15 protein-coding genes are annotated in these 15764 nt (G+C 32.7%); 1 reads left to right on the top strand and 14 read right to left on the bottom strand.

The genetic code is table 11. The features are described 5' to 3' along the window. Positions 1-298 precede the first annotated feature (298 nt). Complete coding sequence (locus BLP68_RS16515) at positions 299-1120, top strand: RecX family transcriptional regulator (RefSeq protein ID WP_176759079.1); 822 nt, start codon at positions 299-301, stop codon at positions 1118-1120. 55 nt (positions 1121-1175) lie between these two features. On the opposite strand, the gene spo0A is transcribed toward BLP68_RS16515, so the two are convergent. From spo0A to nusB, 14 genes are all read right to left on the bottom strand, one after another. After that, the gene (gene spo0A, locus BLP68_RS16510; protein WP_091545909.1) at positions 1176-1976 is read right to left on the bottom strand and encodes a sporulation transcription factor Spo0A; all 801 of its coding nucleotides are present in this window, start codon (positions 1974-1976) and stop codon (positions 1176-1178) included. 160 nt (positions 1977-2136) lie between these two features. Next, positions 2137-3444, bottom strand: a complete 1308-nt coding sequence (gene spoIVB, locus BLP68_RS16505; RefSeq protein ID WP_091545905.1) for a SpoIVB peptidase — start codon at positions 3442-3444, stop codon at positions 2137-2139. 142 nt (positions 3445-3586) lie between these two features. Then, a complete protein-coding gene (gene recN / locus BLP68_RS16500; RefSeq protein WP_091545901.1) occupies positions 3587-5293 on the bottom strand; it encodes a DNA repair protein RecN in 1707 nt (568 codons plus the stop codon). A 12-nt stretch (positions 5294-5305) separates the two neighbouring features. Next, complete coding sequence (locus tag BLP68_RS16495; protein ID WP_091545898.1) at positions 5306-5755, bottom strand: arginine repressor; 450 nt, start codon at positions 5753-5755, stop codon at positions 5306-5308. A gap of 275 nt (positions 5756-6030) precedes the next feature. Then, on the bottom strand, positions 6031-6837 hold the full coding sequence (locus BLP68_RS16490; RefSeq protein ID WP_091545894.1) for a TlyA family RNA methyltransferase: 807 nt from the start codon (positions 6835-6837) through the stop codon (positions 6031-6033). A 16-nt stretch (positions 6838-6853) separates the two neighbouring features. Beyond that, on the bottom strand, positions 6854-8755 hold the full coding sequence (dxs, locus tag BLP68_RS16485) for a 1-deoxy-D-xylulose-5-phosphate synthase (RefSeq protein WP_091545892.1): 1902 nt from the start codon (positions 8753-8755) through the stop codon (positions 6854-6856). Between the two features lie 17 nt (positions 8756-8772). After that, positions 8773-9408, bottom strand: coding sequence for a hypothetical protein (locus BLP68_RS16480; RefSeq protein ID WP_242877012.1), 636 nt, complete (start codon positions 9406-9408; stop codon positions 8773-8775). A 1028-nt stretch (positions 9409-10436) separates the two neighbouring features. Then, the gene (locus tag BLP68_RS16475) at positions 10437-10880 is read right to left on the bottom strand and encodes a divergent PAP2 family protein (RefSeq protein ID WP_091545887.1); all 444 of its coding nucleotides are present in this window, start codon (positions 10878-10880) and stop codon (positions 10437-10439) included. A gap of 16 nt (positions 10881-10896) precedes the next feature. Beyond that, on the bottom strand, positions 10897-11781 hold the full coding sequence (locus tag BLP68_RS16470) for a polyprenyl synthetase family protein (protein WP_091545883.1): 885 nt from the start codon (positions 11779-11781) through the stop codon (positions 10897-10899). Then, on the bottom strand, positions 11781-12011 hold the full coding sequence (xseB, locus tag BLP68_RS16465; RefSeq protein WP_091545880.1) for an exodeoxyribonuclease VII small subunit: 231 nt from the start codon (positions 12009-12011) through the stop codon (positions 11781-11783). The genes BLP68_RS16470 and xseB overlap by 1 nt, the downstream gene beginning before the upstream one ends. Further along, positions 11992-13224, bottom strand: a complete 1233-nt coding sequence (xseA, locus tag BLP68_RS16460) for an exodeoxyribonuclease VII large subunit (protein WP_091545875.1) — start codon at positions 13222-13224, stop codon at positions 11992-11994. Before xseA ends, xseB begins: the two co-directional genes overlap by 20 nt. Next, on the bottom strand, positions 13215-14066 hold the full coding sequence (gene folD / locus BLP68_RS16455; protein WP_091545873.1) for a bifunctional methylenetetrahydrofolate dehydrogenase/methenyltetrahydrofolate cyclohydrolase FolD: 852 nt from the start codon (positions 14064-14066) through the stop codon (positions 13215-13217). The genes xseA and folD overlap by 10 nt, the downstream gene beginning before the upstream one ends. After that, entirely contained in the window at positions 14056-15036 is a 981-nt protein-coding gene (locus tag BLP68_RS16450; protein ID WP_091545870.1) for a tRNA (adenosine(37)-N6)-threonylcarbamoyltransferase complex transferase subunit TsaD, read from the bottom strand. The genes folD and BLP68_RS16450 overlap by 11 nt, the downstream gene beginning before the upstream one ends. After that, on the bottom strand, positions 15026-15442 hold the full coding sequence (gene nusB, locus BLP68_RS16445) for a transcription antitermination factor NusB (protein WP_091545868.1): 417 nt from the start codon (positions 15440-15442) through the stop codon (positions 15026-15028). The genes BLP68_RS16450 and nusB overlap by 11 nt, the downstream gene beginning before the upstream one ends. Between the last annotated feature and the right edge of the window lie 322 nt (positions 15443-15764).

Here is a 15764-nt window from a genome sequence, read left to right as displayed (position 1 = left end):
CTATTTTTAGCTTTTGTTATCTATCTTCGTTCTATTCTCATTGCAATTTTCATTCAACATTCTGCATTCAACATTCAACATTCAACATTCAGCATTCAGCATTTAACATTTATTTTTTTATGTTTTGATTATTACTCATTACTCATTAAACGTGTTTTCTATTCACTATAGTATTTGTATAATAACAATAAACATTCTTTAATTCATATATTATCTAGAGTTTGAGGAAAAATCCTTTTATTATTTCGCTAATTTCTATAAAATGATACTTAAGAATAAACATAAAAGGTGTGATAATATGAAGGTAATAACAAATATCCAACAGCAATTAAAAAATAAGGAATACTATAATATATTTATAGATGGAAATTATAGCTTTTCATGTAATGTAGAAATTATAGCACTTCACAAGCTAAAGGTAGGTTTAAAGGTTAATGAAGATGAATTAAAGGAAATTGTAACGGCAAACATTCTGAAGGATTCTTTTAACAAGGCATTGTCTTATTTAACAAGAAAACAAAGAACAAAGGGCGAAACTATTAAACTCCTAAAAGAAAAAGGATTTGATGATAGTATAATATCTACCACATTAGAAAAGCTTGAGTATTATAAGTTCATTGATGATGAGAAGTATACAGAAAGCTTTATTAAGGATCATTCCAATAATAAGCTTCATGGGTTAAAAAAAATACAATATAATCTTAAGGAGAAGGGTATTGAGGATAGTTTAATTAAAAAAAATTCGTCAATATATAATGAGGAGGATCAGCTTAAGAATGCTGTTATAATTGGTAAGAAGTTTTATTTGCAAAATATAAAAACCCCTACCAATAAACTTAAGGAGAAGCTTTCGGCAAAATTATTATCAAAAGGATACTCCTGGGATATTATAGGAAACGCCATAAACGAAATTGAGAATGATGATGATATTACATATGAAATTTCCCAAAATGAAAATGTATATGAAGAGGAAGCAAAAAAATTAGTAGAAAAGTATTATACTCAATATAAAAAGAAGGAAGCTAATCCTTATATATTAAAAAATAAAGTCATAGCAGCCCTATATAGAAAAGGTTATGACTCAAATTTAATAAATAAAATAATTGATAGTCTTAAATAGCAAGGGTGGTTTACATAATTGATTTATGTAAACCACCCTTGCTTATTTCCCCCTACTACCCCACTTGTTTTTCTAATCTAAGCTTATCTGCCACCATAGCTATAAATTCCGAATTTGTTGGTTTACCTTTATCTGTGTTTATGGTATAACCAAACAAGTTATTAATTGTATCAACCTTACCTCTACTCCAAGCTACTTCTATTGCATGCCGAATAGCTCTTTCTACCCTACTGGCTGTTGTATTATATTTTTTTGCAATAGATGGATACAATTCTTTAGTTACTGCACTTAATAATTCAATATTACCAACAACCATTGTTATTGCTTCTCTTAAATATAAATAACCTTTGATATGAGCAGGCACACCAATTTCATGTATAATATTAGTTATATCTGCTTCAAGGCTTCTATTATTATTTACAAGAGATTTGTGTTGTGTATTCTGTGGTCGTTTTCTATCTGCAGAAGATCCAGAGCCTTTTACCATTTGCCTAATTCTTTCGATAAATACTTCGAAATCAAATGGTTTTATTACATAATAGTCTGCTCCAAGCCCAATTGCTCTTTGAGTAATTTTATCTTGACCAACCGCAGACAATATGATAATTTTGGGAAAAATCTCTAATTTACTCTCATTTAACTTCTCCAATACACCAAGTCCATCAAGATGTGGCATAATAATATCTAATACTACTATGTCTGGTGATGTTTTTGGTATTAAATCCACTGCCTCAATACCATCTTTAGCAATGCCAACTACTTCGATATCCGGTTGTCTTTCTAAATATTCACTCAAGATATCACAAAAATCTTCATTGTCATCAGCAATTAATACTTTAATTCTATCATTTTTCACAAGTAACCCCCCTGTACCACATTTATTAAGCTTTATTAATTTTAATAACAAATTCGACAAATGAGATATTATTCCTTCCCAATTTAAAAATTAATACATTATTTTCGCTCACCATTTTTTTTACTAATTCCATGAAATCTTACACATTCAGTGTATTTTTTTACATTTTCTTATCGAATATTCCCGATTCTTCTACCATCCACTCGATAAATATACCATAACCTTTCGTTGGATCATTCACTAATACATGGGTGACTGCACCAACCACCTTATTATTTTGTATTATTGGACTTCCACTCATTCCTTGAACTATTCCTCCTGTTTTATTAAGAAGTCTATCGTCAGTAACACGTATAATCATGCTTTTACTATCTGCTTTAACTTGAGTATTAATTCTAATAATCTCAATATCGTATCTATCCACTTTATTATCATCAAGGGTAGTTAAAATATAGGCTGGCCCAACCTCTATTTCATGTTGATATGCCATTTCAATTGGCTTATTATATTTAGAGTCATTAATATCATTAATTAATTCACCATATATTCCATGAATAGTATTCTTTAATAATCTACCTAAAGGCTTATCTAATTCATAAAATAGCCCTCTTATTTCTCCAGGTCTACCTTTTTTTCCTTCTTGTATAGAGACTACCTTTGACTTAATAATTTCTCCATCCTTTACTGAAAGAATGTTTCCGGTCTCTACATCTGTAATTGCATGACCTAAAGCGCCAAATTTACTGCTTTCTTCATGAAAAAAAGTTAAGGTTCCAACACCTGCTGTCTTATCTCTCACCCAAAACCCTAACTTGAATTTTTTATCTTCACTTGATTTTATTGGAGTTATGTCGGTTTGAAAATATTTGTCATTCCTCTTTATTGTAAGTGTAATTTTCTCACCATTACTATTTTGAAGCATTTCTATAACATGATACTTATTTTCTACTTTTTGATTATTAATCGCCATTAATGAATCACCTATTCTAATCCCACTGGCTTCTGCAATATTATGTTTTACTCCTTCATCATCTAATATTTCTGCAATTCCAACTATTAGGACTCCCTCAGTATTTAATCTTACACCTATAGATTGTCCTCCAGGGTATAAATATAGTTTTGGTACAACATTGACTCTCACTGTTTTATAAGGAATAAATCCCAAAATATTATATTTTAATTCTTTACTACCCTTCTCAATAGATTTTAAATGTATTTGATTGTTTACCCTTGAGAAGATATTATTCCTATCATTAATCTTACTTATTTCTAGAATATCTTCTACCGTTTCATCAAAGGATAAAGAAAGAGGAAATTTTGTATTTATAGTGTGAGATTCACCAATTTGAATATTATATTCAGAAGGTAGGCTTCCGTTTTTTTGGAAAACAATAATACATAGAAGGATAATAAGAAAAAAACAAGTAAAGATTCGCTTACTTAACTTATAGCTATTATTATTGTTCAATTTATATCACTCTCCTTCATGTGGAGTAAAATTATTAGCTACCTTTAATTTGGCCTTTTGGGAGAGTGATTATTATATATAAATACTTATAAAGATGACATCTTTATCCTTTTTAGGAATAATTAAAAAAGCTTGAAAAGATTTAACTTCTTTTCAAGCTTGACTGGTCGATCATTTCCTTAGCATGCTTTATGGTTATGTCAGTTAGTTGTCCTCCAAGTAATCGTCCGACTTCCTTTATTCGATTATTATAATCAAGTCTTACTACAGATGTCTTGGTTGAACCCTGTTCTTCATTTTTACTGATTAAATAGTGGGCTTCAGCCATTGAAGCAATTTGCGGCAGGTGGGTTATGCAAATAACCTGATGAATTTTTGATATTTCGTAAAGCTTTTCAGAAACGATATGGGCTGTTTGTCCGCTTATTCCAGTATCAATTTCATCAAAAATTAAAGTATTTATTGAATCTACATCTGCCAGTATAGTTTTTAATGCCAGCATAATCCTAGACATTTCACCACCTGAAGCAATTTTTGCCAAAGGTTTCATTTGTTCACCTAGATTAGCAGATAATATAAATTCCACCTGATCGATACCTTTACTGGTAAATTTAAAATTATTATTGGCATCAATAGATTGCTTAATATCTACTTTAAAGGTAACACTTTTCATGTTAAGATCCATTAATACCGCTGTTAAATCTCTTTCAAGAAGTAATGCTGCTTTTTTTCGTAATTCACTTAAAGAAATCGATACTATATTCAGCTCATCCTTTGTTTTATCAATTTCTTTTTGGAGTCTAATTATTTCCTCTTCACTGTTAAGAAGAATATCGAGATCTTTTTGAATTTTATCTCTATACTCAAGAATCAGCTTTATTGATTTACCATATTTCCTCTTGAGGCTATTAATTAAATCCAGTCTTCTTTCTATTTCATCAATAGACTCAGGATTAAACTCTATTAAATCCCTATATTCTCTAATATCTCTCGATAAATCATCCAACTTATACTGGACCTCTTCAAGGGCCTGATAAAAATAACTCAGTTTATCGTCATAGTTAATGATATTATGTAGCTGCATTACAGTTTTTGATATAGTAGTAGCTACAGCTGGAAAGTTACTACCTTCATAAAGTCCTTCATAGGCATCTGCTACAACCGTATAAATTTTTTCGCTGTTTGCCAATAGATTTCTTTGTTGAAGGAGGATTTCTTCTTCATCGATATTTAGCTTTGCAGCATTGATTTCTTCGATTTGAAATTTAAGCAAATCTATTTTTCGCTCTCTTTCCATTTCATTTCCGCATATTTCTTTTAATTGGTTCTTTAATATCGATAGCTGCTTGTATTTCTTATCAATAAGTAAATTAAGTTCATGAATTTCATCGCCACCGAAGGCATCTAACATGTCGATATGATAAAGAGAATTTAATAATGATTGATGCTGATGTTGCCCATGAATATCAATAAGCTTTTCAGTGATTTTTTTCAATAGGGTTTGAGTTACAATGGTACCATTAACACGGGCTATACTTCTTCCGTTGGTATAAATTTCTCTAGTTACAATAATATTTCCATCAGCTTCCCAGTCGATTCCATTGGAAGATAGTATTTCTTCTAATTCATAGGGATCTTTACATAAAAATATTGCCTGTACAGTACACTTGTTTTGTCCACTACGTACAAATTCTCTGTCAGCCCTTTCTCCAATTGCCATGTTTACTGCATCAATAATAATTGACTTTCCTGCACCAGTCTCTCCTGTTAGGATGTTTAACCCTTTTTCAAACTGAAGATGTAATTTATCAATTAGTGCAAAGTTCTTAACCTCCAGCTCTAAAAGCATACACTACCCCCTCTACTTCATAAGCTTTCTAAAATGATCTTTTGCATCTTCCATAACCGTTCCTTCGCGAATAAGTACAAAAATTGTATCATCACCTGCTACTGTCCCAACAACTCCATCGAAGCCGGCAGCATCGATAGCAGAGGCTGCCGCTTGGGCTGCTGCTGGAATCGTTTTCATAACCAGTAGATTACCAGAATGATCTATTGAAAGTATTGAGTCCTTAAATAATCTAATTAACCGATCAGACAAAATAGAGTCTTGACTCTTTAAAGTAGCATATTTGTATTTTCCTGTCTTGGATAAAACCTTAATTAGCCGCAATTCCTTTATGTCTCTAGAAACTGTAGCTTGAGTTACATTTAACCCCATTTTTCTTAATTGCTCAGATAATTCTTCTTGAGTTTCTATCTCCTTATTATCTATTATTTCTAAAATCTTTGCATGTCTTGTATACTTCATAGTATCCCTCCTTGGCAATTATATTAATTTTAAATCTTTAACACTAAAATTATTATTCATCATATGCATAACTATGTATTTTTATTATTCTTCATTAATTAACAATATCCTTCAAAATTTACAATCATATTCTAATAAATTTCTACATATAAATATTTTTTTATATGAGATAGTACCTCTTTTTGAAAATATCAAGGGTTTGTATACAGTCTGATAAAATTATAAGTTTTTTTAATATATAAAAAGCCAGCATTTAATTACTGACTAATTTTTTATTATAGCTCAATATGGGATTTTTCAATAATAGTTTTAATTTCCTCTATGGAATAGTTATCTTCATCACAACTATTTTTCAAGTGTAATAAATATTCAATATTGCCTTCGGGTCCCTTGATTGGAGAAAATGAAAATCCTTTAATAGTAAAGCCCAAGTTTCTTACATACCTAACAATTTCCACTACAACATCTTTATGTACAAGAATATCTCTAACAACACCTTTTTTTCCTACCTTGTCTCTACCTGCCTCAAATTGTGGTTTAATTAATGCTACTACTTCTCCACCGACCTTAATCAGCTTTTTAACAACTGGTAAAACAAGCTTTAAGGATATGAATGAAACATCAATAGAAGCAAAATCAACTTCTATTCCACCGATATTTTCAAGCTCTACGTATCTAATATTTGTCCTTTCCATACAAATAACCCTCGGATCTTGTCGAAGCTTCCAGTCAAGCTGCCCATACCCAACATCTATCGAAAAAACCTTCTGTGCTCCATTTTGAAGCATACAATCAGTGAAGCCACCTGTAGAGGCTCCAATATCAAGACAAATATTATTATCTAATTTTATATTAAACTCTGCGATAGCCTTCTCCAGCTTTAGCCCGCCTCTACTAACATAAGGAAGCACATTTTCTTTTATATTAATTACTGCATTTTCTGATATTTTTGTGCCGGGTTTGTCCACTCTTTGATTATCGATAAATACAACTCCTGCCATGATTGATCTTCTAGCCTTTTCTCTACTATCAAAAAAACCCTTTTGGAATAAAAGTTGATCTAAACGTACCTTTTCACTCATATAATAACTCCTCGATTTATCTTGTCATGGCAATTCTATTAAATTTCTTGCTTTTTAAATCCTTCTCTATTTCATCGTATAGCTTGCTACTGCTTAGATTATAATACTCCATCAGTGTATTGATATCTCCATGTTCAATAAATACATCTGGATAAGCTAATATTTTAACTTCCTTCATAATATTATGCTCATTCAATAATGAAACCACCTGACTTCCAAATCCACCATGCTTTATATGATCTTCTATAGTATAGATTCGTTTGCATTTATTAGCATATTGTAGTATTAAGAATTCATCCATTGGTTTTATAAACCTAGGATTTAATACAGTGGAGTAAATACCTCTTTTTTCAAGCCTCTTGCATGCATCTAAGGCTTTTTTATACATGGGTCCAAGGGCAATTATTAAAGCGTCCTTACCACTTTCATATACGATTTCCCCTCTACCGGTAACAATTTCATTAAAATCGTCTGTCTCAATAACTTCGGTGTTACCCCTTGGATATCGTATAGCAACAGGTCCATTTTGCTTGATAGCATAGTTAATCATATGCTTTAGCTCCTTACCATCCCTTGGAGCCATAAAGGTTAAATTAGGTACACATGATAAGAATGAAATATCAAATATTCCATGATGGGTTTCTCCATCATTACCAACTATTCCAGCTCTATCCAAAAGTAGAGTTACTGGTAGGTTCTGAATACATACATCATGAATAACTTGATCGTAGCCACGTTGTAAAAATGTTGAATATACTGGAAAAAATGGTTTGTACCCTTCAGAAGCAAATCCTGCTGCCAATGTTACTGCATGCTGCTCAGCTATTCCCACATCAAAAAATCTGTCAGGAAATCTTTCAGCAAAGGTGGCTAATCCCGTCCCTAAAGGCATTGCGGCAGTAATAGCTACAATACGATTATCCTTTTCTCCAGCTTCAACTAAGGTTTGACCTGCTATGTCAGAAAAGCCAACACTGGAGCTTGTAGATAATGGTTTTCCTGAATCAACCTTAAAGGGACTTACTCCGTGATATTCATCGGGAAATGCTTCAGCGTGCTTGTAGCCTTTACCTTTTTTAGTTAATACATGTAATAATACTGGCCCACTAATATTTTTACTTTGCTTAAGGGCCTTACACATGGCTCCAAAATTATGTCCATCTATAGGTCCAATATAAGTAAATCCAAGTTCTTCAAATAAAACTCCAGGAACAAAGAAATATTTAATACAGTCCTTTGCCTTCTCAGCAGTTTTTACAACACTCTTTCCGATGGCTGGTATATGACTAATTAAATTTTCCATATCTCCTTTAACCTTTGAATAAATAGGAGTTGTTCTAATTCTACTCAAATAGTCAGACAACCCTCCCACATTTTGAGATATAGACATCTCATTATCGTTAAGTACTACAAGTATATTTTTCTTGCTTTGACCTGCATGATTTAAAGCCTCGAAGGCCATACCTCCAGTTAAAGCACCATCCCCAATAACAGCAACTATTGAATGAGTTTCCTTCTTAAGATCTCTAGCGAAGGCCATTCCTAAGGCTGCTGAAATTGATGTACTACTATGGCCAGTATCAAAATGGTCGTGGGGACTTTCATTCCTTTTTGGAAAACCACTTAACCCTTTATACTGTCTTAAGGTGTTGAAAAAATCTCTTCTACCAGATAATATTTTATGAATATAACTTTGGTGACCAACATCCCAAATAATTTTATCCTTTGGACTATCAAACATCATGTGAAGGGCTAAGGTTAATTCCACAACTCCTAAATTTGAAGCGAGATGTCCCCCGGTTTTAGAAACAGACTCAATTAAAAAATCTCGAATTTCTTGTGCTAATATTTCTATCTCTTCATCCTTTAGATCCTTTAAATCCTCAGGACCATTTATCTTAGATAGATACGTGTACATCATATCATCTCTCTTTCTTATTTTTTGCCATTAACATCAGGTATTAGATCAATCCCAAACCTGTCGTTTATAAAGAATAAAATTCTAGCTACTCTAAAAACTATTTTTTGATACTGTTCTAAAGCAATGGTTTTACCTATCCCTTTACCCCCAACAGTTAATGATGCAACAAAACCAGTTAGTATAATAGTAAAAATAGCTCTGGTAACGGTATCGTCATTGGGAAGCTGTAATACAATACTAGCTCCTGCAACACCACTCACTATACCGCAAATATCACCAATAACATCATTACAAAAGCTCGATACTGCACTTGCATTTTTTATTAATTTTATTGCTGCTTTAGATCCATTTACCTTATCTGCTGCCATTGCATGAAAAGGTTTAACATCAGCAGCTGCTACTGCTATACCTATCATATCGCTTAAGACTCCAATAAGTACTATTAATAATAAAATAATAAATGCAAAAATTATTGGTGTATTAGTTAATATAACCTCCGACAAAACACTAAAAATCATTGTAAGTAAAAATGTCCATATAGATATTAATAACACCCATTTTAAATTATATTTTTTCCATATTCCATTCATTTCATTAGTTCCTTTATTACCTTTTTTTATCATTCTTATATTTTTACTGTCAGCCGACAAAAATATCCCTCCAAGTATCTCTTAATACCATTATTATAATATTCATTATAAAGTTGCTTTCTCATAATTTTTTATTTTATATTTTTTATATAATTTAGTGTTTGTTTTTTCATTCTTAACTCTTAACTCTTAACTCTCAACTCTTTCATTTAATTCTTAATTTTTTTCAATTCTCAATTCTCAATTCTCAATTCTCAATTTTATTTTTAACCTTAACTTCCAACTCTTAATACTTATACTTAAATTTTCCATCATTAAACATCATACCAAAAAAAAACAAAAAAATAAAATAAAACTTAAATATATATTGGATTTATTTATCCACAATCCTGTATTTATGATGCATCAGAACATTTAATCATATAAAATAATAAAGCTGATAGTAATACTATCAGCTAGAATTTATAGTGGCAATATATAAAGTAAATTTTACGGCTTAGGTCCAGTTGGATTTCCCAAGTCAATACTGCCTGTCGCCATAGCAGCGGTTTCCCTTTAAACTGACATCTACCCTGTCACCAAAAGTAGGACTGGATTACCACTTAGTCCGCACTGTAATCCTTTATATACTTCTAAAAAGAACAGTCTAGGAGATTTCCTCAACAACCAACCTAGCTATTAGCCTCTTTTGCAGAGTAGGTTTCAAGTAGCAATGATTTCTTCCAAAGGGCCCTTTTATCCAAAACCTGATCTACTTATCCACCTAGTCCACTCAAGGCAGGCTACACTATAGTTCGCATTTGCACACAAAGCTATAGGTTTCCCCCACTTTATTTACAAGAATAAAGCTGGTCTCCACGAAGTGAGGGTCAACGCCCACATGCCATTGTGGATCGCCCCCATCTCCTTACTCCCTGAATCGACCCCCAACTGGGCGTCGGCAGCCGAAACAAAGAACTTCATCGATACGCCCTTCAACGGATTTTTAGCCCCGCCTTCCAAGCTAGCTTGATTGACTAGAATACTGTACCACTACAATGATATTAACAATATTATAAGAAAGATTATAGCATAATAAAGTTATTGTATCAAATCATCAAATACGCAATAATAACGCCTAATATTGCCCCTGCCACCACTTCCACTGGTGTATGGCCAATTAACTCCTTTAATCTTTGTTCAGTTACCTTTTTCTGCTTCTTATTATGAATATCCTCTATCATCTTATTAATAATAATCGCTTGTTTACCAACTGCGCTCCTTACACCGGCAGCATCATACATTACAATTAACGACAAACATATAGCTAGGGCAAAGATACTGGAATCCCAACCATGAATTAATCCAATGGAAGTAGATAAACTCATAACAAATGCTGAGTGAGAGCTAGGCATGCCTCCAGAACCTACAAATCGCCATGCATTAAAGCGCTTATCTACAATTAAGGTATGTATAACCTTTAAGGTTTGGGCTATAAACCATGCTATTAATGATATTATTAATACCCTGTTGCTTCCAATTGATTGAATCAAAGAATTTCCTCCTTAATCAGTACTCCCGCTCCATTAAGAATAAACTTAATTCCCTTAGGAAAAGTGCTTTTTCTCCATACTTACTCAATATATCATCAACCTCTTGTGTTAATTCCATCACCTTATTCTTAGAGTATTCTAATCCATAAATTGATGGATAGGTGGATTTTTCATTCTGCTGATCGCTACCGATATCTTTACCTAGCATTTCTTGATTTCCAATAATATCAAGAATATCATCTCTTATTTGGAAGGCTAAACCTAAGTTTTTACCTATTATCTCCATGTTATTAATATCATTCTGATTTCCATCTCCAATTATTGTTCCCACCTTAAGAGAAGCTATAATCATGGAAGCAGTTTTATTAAAATGAATATAATCTAGGGTTTCTATATCGATGGTTTTTCCTTCGCTTTCTAAATCTACAAGTTGTCCACCAATCATTCCATGAACTCCAGCTGCTCTTGAAATTTCATATATAGCATTATAATATTTTACATTTTTATTAATGAGGGCGTCAGCCAACATAATCTCAAATGCATAATTTAATAGTCCATCACCGGCTAGTATTGCAACACCTTCACCAAACACCTTGTGGTTTGTGGGCTTGTTCCTTCTAAAGTCGTCATCGTCCATAGCGGGTAAATCATCATGTATTAATGAATAGGTATGTATCATTTCTAATCCACAGGCGTATGGCATTACCTCTTGTGTATCATCCTTAAACATATGATAAGCTCCAAGTGCCAGAACCGGCCTTAACCTTTTCCCACCTGCAAAAATGCTATAGCTCATTGCATCGAATAATTGCTTATTTTTTGTACCATTGTTTGTTAAATAAACTTCTAGTTTATTATTTACCCATTGAATATATTCCTTAAACTGATGTTGAAGATCCATTAGTAATCCTCCCTTTCTTCAAAGGGGATTTGCTTTATTTCTCCATTTTCATCAATTATCATGGAAATCTTTTTTTCTGCTTCATCTAGTTCATTATGACAATACTGATATAATTCCACACCATCTCTAAAAAGCTTTAGAGAATCGTCTAGTCCAAGCTCTCTGTTTTCAAGATTATTAATAATTAATTCCAGCTCTTTGAGGGCATCTTCAAACTTCTTCCTTCTCAATTCCTTTATCCTCCTTTAATACCTCAGAAACTCTGCAGTATATTTTACCATCCTTTACAGTCACATTAATTGAATCCTCTGGCTTTACCATATCTATACTGTTTAGTATTTCTCCATCTTCTGTTGTAGCAAGAGAATACCCTCTCCCTAATACAGATAAAGGACTCAAGCTATTCAAGCGTTCTCCCATATGAAGTAGATATTCCTTATTATTTCTTTTTTTATTTTCAATTGCTCTTATTATATCTTCAATATTTCTATCCAACTGCTGTCTATAATTATGAATAGGCTGATATGGATATTTCATAGGGTAGCTATTCTTAAAATGATTTAATTTATCTTTTAAGTTAAAAATTTTTGAATTCATTAAAGATACTAATCTTTCCTGACGAGAAGATAAACATTCAACTAACTCCTTATAATCTGGAACAGATAATTCGGCAGCGGCAGATGGTGTAGGAGCCCTTAGATCCGCAGCAAAATCTGCTATAGTAAAATCAGTCTCATGTCCGACAGCTGAAATTACTGGAATTTTGCTTTCTGAAATTGCTCTAGCTACAACTTCCTCATTAAATGGCCATAGCTCTTCAATAGATCCACCACCTCTACAAACAATTAGAAGGTCGATACCTGTATTTTCATTGGCAAGCTTTAGGCTATAAGCTATTTTTTTAGCTGCATTTTCTCCTTGAACAGGTACTGGATATAGAAGAATTTCCACCTTTGGAAATCGTCTATCAATTACTGATAATATATCTCTAATTACTGAACCTGTAGGAGAGGTTACAATACCAATTTTTTTAGGGAGAAAGGGTATAGGTTTTTTTCTTTCCTGATCAAACAATCCTTCTTTACTAAGCCTTTCCTTCAATTGCTGAAATGCTTTATATAATGATCCTATACCAGAGGGTTCGATTTCATTAACATATAGCTGATATTGTCCATCTCTTTCATAGATAGATACATACCCTTTGATGTTAACCTTCATTCCTTCTTCAATATTAAACTTTAAGGCCTCCGAATTAGTCTTAAACATAACGCAACGAATACGGCTTGACTCATCCTTTAAAGTAAAATAAATATGTCCACTACTATGTAGTTTGTAATTAGATATTTCACCCTTTACCCTTATATTATAGAGAATTGGATCAGCTGTAATTATTCTTTTTATATATGAATTGACTTCTGATACTGATAACACTTTTATTTGCATTTTTTCTTTGCAGCCTCCAATGTATTTTCTAGAAGCATAGCTATGGTCATTGGGCCAACTCCCCCAGGAACTGGTGTTATATGTGAAGCAACTTCGCAAGCTTTTGAATATTCTACATCTCCAACAAGCTTTCCATCTACAACAGTTGTACCTGCATCAATTACAATTGCTCCTTCCTTAATCATATCACCCTTAACTAACTCTGGTTTACCTACTGCAGCAACAACGATATCTGCTTTAAGAAGATACTCTTTTAAATCTTTTGTTTTAGAGTGACAAATAGTAACTGTGGCATTTTCCTGTAGAAGTAATACAGCTGCCGGTTTTCCAACTATGTTGCTTCGTCCAACAACAACTGCATTTTTTCCACTAATTGATGCTCCTGTCGATTTAATTAGCTCAATAATACCCTTTGGTGTGCATGGGACAATAGAATCTTCACCCAGAAAAAGATTCCCAGAATTAATTGCATGAAAGCCATCTACATCCTTTTCTGTCTTAATGTATGAGTTGATGATATTTTCATTGATACCACCAGGTAAAGGAACTTGTACAAGTATACCATGAATCTTATTATCTTCATTGAGTTGGTTAATTAGTTGCAATAGCTCTTCCTGAGTGGTTTCCTCAGGTAGGCGATGCACCTCAGAATACATACCTACTGATGTGCATGACTTCTCCTTCATTCCCACATATGTATGAGATGCTGGATCGTTTCCAACAATAACAACAGCTAATCCTGGAGTAATATTAAACTTCTCCTTAATTTCACTAACCTCTTTACTTATACCTTCTCTAATTTCTTTAGATATTGCTTTTCCATCAATTACTTTAGCAGTCAAGTTGTTTCCTCCTTAAGTAGTTTTTTAAACATAATACACTGATACCTACAGCATTATCAGAGCAATATTTAATATCTCCAAAATGAAGATTTATTTTAAATTCATTTGATAAATTGTTAAGAGTATTTCTAATTTGCTTATTGGAAGCAACACCCCCAACAATGAGCAAATCCTCTACAGGGTTATTATTAATTGTGTTTTTTAATAAACTATAGAGTGATTTACCAACACACTGCAATAGAGAAAAGGCAATTTCCTCATTAGAGACAGTATTATCAATTTTCCTTTGCAGAAAAGTCTCCGGTCCTGAGAAACTAACTTTATTACCTTGGACAGCAATAGGAGTTTCTATAGCAGTAGTACCCTCCCAATTCAAGGCTAGTTTTTCTATGCTAGGGCCTGCAGGAAATGGTAGTCCAAGCTTAATTCCAATCCGATCAATAAATTGTCCTGCGCTCAAGTCACCTGTCCCGCCAATAATTTCAATGTCATATCTATTATTTATTGTAGTAACCTTTAAAAGCTCAGTTGTACCTCCTGAAATATGTAAAACCATAAAGGCTTTTTCTATTTCTCTTTTAATTGACCATAGGCCAGCTTCAATATGTCCTTCTTGATGACTAAACTCATAAAATGGAATATTTAACAGATTACTCAATGTTTCTCCATAGGACTTGGCAGCCATAAAAACAGGCATATAAGAATCTTCAATGGGTCTTGGTCTAGTTGCAGCACCTATTGCCAGTAGTTTACCTCTATAATCTATTTCCTTCATAAGATTTTTAGATGCATCTGGTAGATGTTTTATATGATAAAATAATGCATCTGATTGGCGCAAACCCGCAGTTCCCACCTTAACCGGCAGCATTAATCGGACCTCTTTTATTAAAGTTCCTTGTAAATCTACAAGAGATAAAGATGTGGTGTAATTGCTAGTATCAATTCCCAGTATGTAATCTTTACACTTCATTATTCTTTAAACCCATAGCTTCAGCATATTTCCCTAATATACCATTGATATATGAGTCCGATTCATTTGAACTGTATTTTTTAGCCAACTCAACAGCTTCATTAATAGAAACTGCATAGGGAATTTCATCTAAATAGAGTATCTCTGCTAAAGCTAGCCTCAAAATAGCTAAATCAACCTTAGCTATTCTATCTATTTTCCAGCTTTTTGAATAGGAATCTATGGTGGTATCGATTTCTTTAAGATTATCAATTGTTGAACCTATCAGACTATCAATATAGCCCTTCTGGTTATCGGTTACCGACTCCTCTAAATGATAGTCAACAAGCTTTCTATCGTAATTATTTTGTATACTCATTTCAAAAAGAATTTTCATACATAGTTCTCTAGCTTCTTTCCTGCTCATGCTTCTTCCTCCTCTTTTATCATGAAACACTTTTCCATATATATATTGTTAGATAACCTAGAACATTTTAAACCAAGTAGATAAAATACTTAATTCAGTTATCCTTAACCTATTACCAGAAAATTGACTTGTCCTTTATTAAACCATATAAACCTAACTTACCATGGAAGAATAAAAGCATAAGCTTTATACCTAAATAAACCCTCTGTTGACAGAGGGTCAGACCGATAAAAATGCCCATCTTCATCGCTGCGTCGAATTAATAACCTAACGCAAATGATACCGTTATAGCTACAAATTTTCGTCACACCTTAAATATGGG

The sequence above is a fragment of the Alkaliphilus peptidifermentans DSM 18978 genome (assembly GCF_900101495.1).
Classification (GTDB): domain Bacteria; phylum Bacillota; class Clostridia; order Peptostreptococcales; family Natronincolaceae; genus Alkaliphilus_C; species Alkaliphilus_C peptidifermentans.
The sequence above is the reverse complement of the archived record's forward strand: the minus strand, read 5'-3'. Positions and strand labels throughout refer to the sequence as shown.

What these genes read in the sequence shown, in the direction of transcription:
- nusB (WP_091545868.1), bottom strand. Translation starts at nt 15,442, where the DNA reads ATGAGCAGGAAAGAAGCTAGAGAACTATGTATGAAAATTCTTTTTGAA.
- dxs (WP_091545892.1), bottom strand. Translation starts at nt 8,755, where the DNA reads ATGTACACGTATCTATCTAAGATAAATGGTCCTGAGGATTTAAAGGAT.
- BLP68_RS16490 (WP_091545894.1), bottom strand. Translation starts at nt 6,837, where the DNA reads ATGAGTGAAAAGGTACGTTTAGATCAACTTTTATTCCAAAAGGGTTTT.
- BLP68_RS16495 (WP_091545898.1), bottom strand. Translation starts at nt 5,755, where the DNA reads ATGAAGTATACAAGACATGCAAAGATTTTAGAAATAATAGATAATAAG.
- BLP68_RS16515 (WP_176759079.1), top strand. Translation starts at nt 299, where the DNA reads ATGAAGGTAATAACAAATATCCAACAGCAATTAAAAAATAAGGAATAC.
- xseA (WP_091545875.1), bottom strand. Translation starts at nt 13,224, where the DNA reads ATGCAAATAAAAGTGTTATCAGTATCAGAAGTCAATTCATATATAAAA.
- BLP68_RS16450 (WP_091545870.1), bottom strand. Translation starts at nt 15,036, where the DNA reads ATGAAGTGTAAAGATTACATACTGGGAATTGATACTAGCAATTACACC.
- BLP68_RS16470 (WP_091545883.1), bottom strand. Translation starts at nt 11,781, where the DNA reads ATGGATCTTCAACATCAGTTTAAGGAATATATTCAATGGGTAAATAAT.
- recN (WP_091545901.1), bottom strand. Translation starts at nt 5,293, where the DNA reads ATGCTTTTAGAGCTGGAGGTTAAGAACTTTGCACTAATTGATAAATTA.